4 protein-coding genes are annotated in these 5,142 nt (G+C 40.9%); 1 reads left to right on the plus strand and 3 read right to left on the minus strand.

Annotation, left to right across the window (positions count from 1 at the left end):
• The 3 genes from D5R40_RS30165 to D5R40_RS30175 all read right to left on the minus strand — a co-directional run.
• The coding region (locus tag D5R40_RS30165; protein ID WP_205127745.1) for a hypothetical protein at positions 1-186 on the minus strand (186 nt) is incomplete at its 3' end.
• Positions 187-2,193: 2,007 nt separating this feature from the next.
• On the minus strand, positions 2,194-2,370 hold the full coding sequence (locus D5R40_RS43055) for an ATP-binding protein (protein ID WP_375339428.1): 177 nt from the start codon (positions 2,368-2,370) through the stop codon (positions 2,194-2,196).
• 494 nt (positions 2,371-2,864) lie between these two features.
• Positions 2,865-3,350: a hypothetical protein gene (locus D5R40_RS30175; protein ID WP_124155673.1), complete on the minus strand. Its 486-nt coding sequence runs from the start codon at positions 3,348-3,350 to the stop codon at positions 2,865-2,867.
• 1,580 nt (positions 3,351-4,930) lie between these two features.
• Between D5R40_RS30175 and D5R40_RS38325 the strand changes: the two genes are divergently transcribed.
• The coding region (locus D5R40_RS38325) for a hypothetical protein (protein ID WP_205127746.1) at positions 4,931-5,142 on the plus strand (212 nt) is incomplete at its 3' end.

The raw sequence follows: 5,142 nt of genomic DNA on the forward strand, positions 1-5,142 counted from the left end.
AAGTTCCTGCTTTTCTGCTGCATCAGATACGTCTTCCTTAATTTCTGCTGAACGGATTTCATCAATCTTCTCTTCAGATTTTTTAGTTGAATCTTGTTCCTCTGTCAAAAGCACAGGATCTAAATCTGCACGCATAGGATTGATCGCCTCTTCTTCGGAATTACTTTCGACCTCCTCCATTGGCATACCTGAAATAAAATCTATTTGCTGGTTTTCTTCTGGCTCAGGGCAGGAGTTTCTACAAGTGCATGCAACCTCAATTAGGGATCCATTTCGGAGTTTTCCTCAACAGGATTTGTGTCCTCTCCTTCAGCAAGCTGTCGATAAGACTTACAAAATCAAGCAGGGCATCTTCCTCTTTTTCATCTTCAGAATGGTTTTTCATCTGAAATTACTTCTCTGTTCTGGCTCTGCTCTGTTCCAAGGGAGCTTACTTGATTAACATCTGAAAGAAGAGCTTTTATTTCAGGAAGCTTCCTCGACTTCCGCTGCTATTTCCCTTTGGATTCACAGCTGGCATTTCTCCTATTTTTCTTTCAGGAGCTTCTGCTCCTCTTCTTTTTCTGGTATTTCTTCTAAGTATCGTTTTGGGAGCTTCTCCTTCTAATACACTATCCAGGTATGCAATAGGATCTATTTCACTTTCCTTCTTGCTCGTGCCAACTTATCATCAGCTCTGAAGCCTCTATTTCGAGTTGACTCATCTGTTTCAATTGTTCTTGCTCTTCCTTATCTGCTACCTCTTTTTCCATGGATAAACTCTTCTTTTACCGAAAACAGTTGGGAAGCACCAAAATCCTGCAATTGCTTTTCCAAACCTTCTTCTGGACAGGCTTTATAAGGGATGTTTCCTGAATCCCGGCTTCTGCCGAAGAAACATCTGATATAGCTTCCAAATTTATAGGGTGATTTCTTTTATTGATGGTGAAGAAGCCAACACAGATTGGTTTCCTGTAAATAGGGATGGCTTACAAGAAATTGATGCAGGCGAAATAATAAGCTGAAAGTGCTGGATTTATCCACTTCAAGAAGTCTGTAAGCTTGGACTTATCCCATCTAAGAAATTCCTCATCCTGACTCATAAAGCTTTCAGGATTAGGTACCAGAAAGGTATTCCCAGAATTCTTTTTCCAGATTGAGCAATCCTCTGCCCGATCCAGGCCCAAATACCCAGAATCCCAATAAAAAAAGGCACTAAATCCGTCGATCTCCTTACTGAGGCCCAGCCAATCTTTTAAATTGGAGTTTTACAGAAACTCAAATCTGAACGAATGATGATGGAGGCCAGGATGGCTTGGGCTGGTAGTACCAGCAACTCCTTCTCTGTAGAGGGGAAAGCTGTTCTTTTTATACAAAATACCTCAGAAAGGTAATTCTCTCGTCTGAACCTAAATACAACCCCTTGCCCAAGGCCAAGTGCTCGGGAATAAGTTTTGTAAGACTGCACGAATGCAGTAGCAGAAAAAGGAAGGACAACTCGGTACGAATTGGAGATAAGTTTTTCAATCTGAGTCCTAACACAAATTTCATTAGCAAGAAACGAAATAATCTAATTTCATCAGGACGGTAGCTTGCCGATGGCTTTTGGGTAATACATTCAACCTTTGCTTAGTCAAAAAATAGAAAGCAAAAATATCCTACTACCCCTACCTGCAAGAATGGGGCCTATCTCATCCTATCCGGCAAAAATCAGATAATGAACCGTTTAGCAGTATGGAAAATTGAAAATTTGACCTAATGAAAATTTAAACGGGAACGTGAGAAGGCCGAAATCTCCCTTACACCTTCGATAATGCCTGTTTGTTGATGGGTTTGGAAAATAAGCATCAATCCGGCCATCCAAAAATCTTTGTTTGTCACCGGGCATGGCATAACTGGTAACGCCATGATTTTGATGTGACTATTTTTTGGGATCACTTTTGATTACTTTCATGATTTCTTCTCCATCCAGGCTTATTACTGCCCAGATTAATATCCATGAAAATCAGGTCATAGTCCATTCTCTGCTACAGCTGCAAAAGCTTGCTTGTCATTTACAACATGATTGGTTTTACATAAACTCTGAATGGTTTTAGTTAGACAAGTGCGTTGATTTTATTGTCTTCGACTATGAGGAGGACGTTAGCTTTACTCATGGATTTTTTTTTTAAGGAATTTTTTTCTTCAGGTTTATTTCAAATATCCATTTTATTTCTAAATTCTACACAGCCGAAAGCCCGGCAATCTAAAGGTAAAAATGCTTCCTTCACCTTGTTTCTTTCTACGAAATTGACCTTTCAATAACTCAATGATTCGTTCAACCAAAGACAAACCCAGCCCAGACCTTCGTAAGTTTCTGTCCAGGCCTTCACTCTCTTGCTCAAACTTCATGAAGAGTTTTTGCTAACAAAATCTTCACTCATTCAACCCCTGTATCTTTGATTTTTAAATGTCCCGAAAGCTCTGCTTTCTCCTTCTTCGGCATGGGCTTCTTATCCAGGCCTCCCGCCTCCACTTTAGGTAAACTTCACGGATTACCGATGATGTGCTCCATGACTTCTGCAATAAGGACAGCTCGGATTCTACATAATAGATACGATCTATCTCGCACCTTAATGCTTATATTTTTCCTCAAGTGCCTATTTTCAAACTCTTTACAGTCTAGACTCCAGCACCTGGTTCAGGCAGACCTGCGCGAGAGGCATCTCGGATTCAAAAGTCTCCAGGTTTGAGAGATCAGAATCGATCCATCGTTCGCAACAAACCGCTGCCGACTCCAACAACAAATCCGCGTACATAATTAATTCTTCTTCCTCTTCTCCGTATTCGGCAGAATAATTTCTGCTATCCGATAACGCCATTGATCGGGGTACGGATCTCGTGACTCATATTGTTGAGAAGTGAGCTTTTGCAATCGTAGCGGACTCTGCTCTTTCTTTTTCGAAATCAGTTTTGTTCGAATTCCTTATCTCTGTATATCGGTTATACGCACAGGAGCTGCTGTTATTCTCCATATTTAATAAAAGGTATAAGCCATGCTGCCCCAAAGATCCGTTTATCTTCGGTACATTCCGCTCCCAACTCCATTTTCCATCGTTTATGAGGCGGGTGTTTATTTCTTCGAGCCCCTGTGTATTGTAGGGATTTTTCATCAGAGCCTGGATTTTTCGGCGTCGAAGGTCCGCACCCGCTTCCAAAACAAACAATCGTAGAACGTGCTTGCTTTCTATAATCTTATGGTCGCTGAGGTCTGCAATAAAAATGGCATCAATAAGATTGTCCAAGAAGCTTTTAGTTCCGCTGAGCGGCAAAAATGATTCATCTACCTGTTTATCAGAAGAGATTGAAAGTAGATCGCAAGCCAATGGCAAAGATCAGGGTTCCGGCAAAATTTCCTCTATAGGTTTCCCTTCTTTCTTCAGACTGGTAAGGGATTCCCCCAGAATTCATAATCGCTTGAGCTCTAAAGCAGGATAAAACCTGCCGTGACGCATCGAAATATATGCTTAGTCGTGTTTAAATCAAAAAAAGTAAAGGTACAAGTATAATAGAATAAAAGCAAGGTGTTCACCGCTCTCAATCCAAAGTGAACTGGTAATCATCAGGAAAAGTTGCCAAAATGATCACCAGTATCTGGAAATTTATGGTACCCGAGGTAATTTCAGAACAGGGTCATAGCCAATCCTATCATGTGAGAGTTTCAGCCATACGGCCAAATTCATTCCCATCTCATAATAATTCGGTATATGAGGCATGCAGAGAATGCCCCCAGGAAACTAATTTCGATTTGGAGTTTTGGTCCTTTTTACTTCTCCGAAAGAGGTTTTCATCAACGCCAAGAATTTGAAAGTGAACTCCAAATTTCTCTTTAAAAATTCATGCACGTAACCTTATTCGATCAAATCTAGGTTTTGTTGCTCTCTTAAAAAATTCAAAAGTGAATTAACTAACAGTATTTTAGCGTGAAATTTGCTTATAGAATAAAGAAAACCGAAGAAAATATTTTTTCTTCGGCAAATAACGGGGAATAACGGGGAAATTATCTCTTGCTAATTTCTTAGTGGGCTTTTACTTTGAAGCTTTGTAAACGTCCTCCTAGAGGAATTTTCCTCCTTTAAGGCGGTGGTAGCTCCTCGCTATCAAAGTTGAGCAAGGCAAAATATCCTGATAACTCAATGATTGGTTAATGCCACACGAATACCGGTATTGCGAAGGGGCACACTGGGTAAACGGCAGATTCGCATAAACCAGCTTTTCATGATACGCTGGATAAGGTTATACCCAACTTCAGGTAAGCCTACATTGATAAAGCAAATGGTGAAATCGATTCAAAAAAAGAGGGATGCCAGCTCCTCAGCTTTGAAGGTTGAAAATAGGCAATCCGGTTTCTCAATTTTTGCCTGAAGCTCTGGGAGTCGTGACCCATATGGAGCTTTAGGCTCGCTATTGTTGCACCCCATTGTGCCGGTTGAAGAGGTCCCGAAAAAATCATGGTTCCTACAGGTTCTTCCTTCCTTCCTACTCTCTTCATCAGGATAAACCTGACACACCTGCACCGGCAAAGCTTTTTCCAGCCCCAGAATGAGGTACATGCGTTCATGATATGGGAGAGATTTGTGTACGAACCACTACCATTTTCTCCAAAAATACCTGCACCATGAGCATCATCAATGTAAAGATGGAAATTGTTCGTATTTGTCCAGCAGTTGCTTCAACTCATCAATGGGAGCAAAATCTCCATACATCGAGTAAATGCCATTGCCATGTACCAAATCTTTTCAAGGGGTCTTTCAATTTTCTGATCCTTGATTCCAACATGCTCATGTTGCTGTGTCGGATCATTTCTACTTTGATTCCTCTTAGGCGCAGTTGATTTGCGGCCATTTGAACAGTTGCATGGACTGATGATCCAGAATTACAACATCATATATCTCCCACAAGTACAGGAAGATTGGAAAGATGTCCATGGGTTACGGAGGCAGCAAGGATAATCGGACGCCGAAAGATTTGGGTCAATAAATTTTCTGCATCTTCATACAGTCCGACCGAAGATAAACGGATCTTTTGGGGCAGCATGGCTTATACCTTTATTAAATATGGAGAAAAACAGCAGCTCCTGATGCGTATAACCGATATTACAGAGAGTAAGGAATTCGAACAAAA

This window comes from Okeania hirsuta, from assembly GCF_003838195.1.
Lineage (GTDB): Bacteria > Cyanobacteriota > Cyanobacteriia > Cyanobacteriales > Microcoleaceae > Okeania > Okeania hirsuta.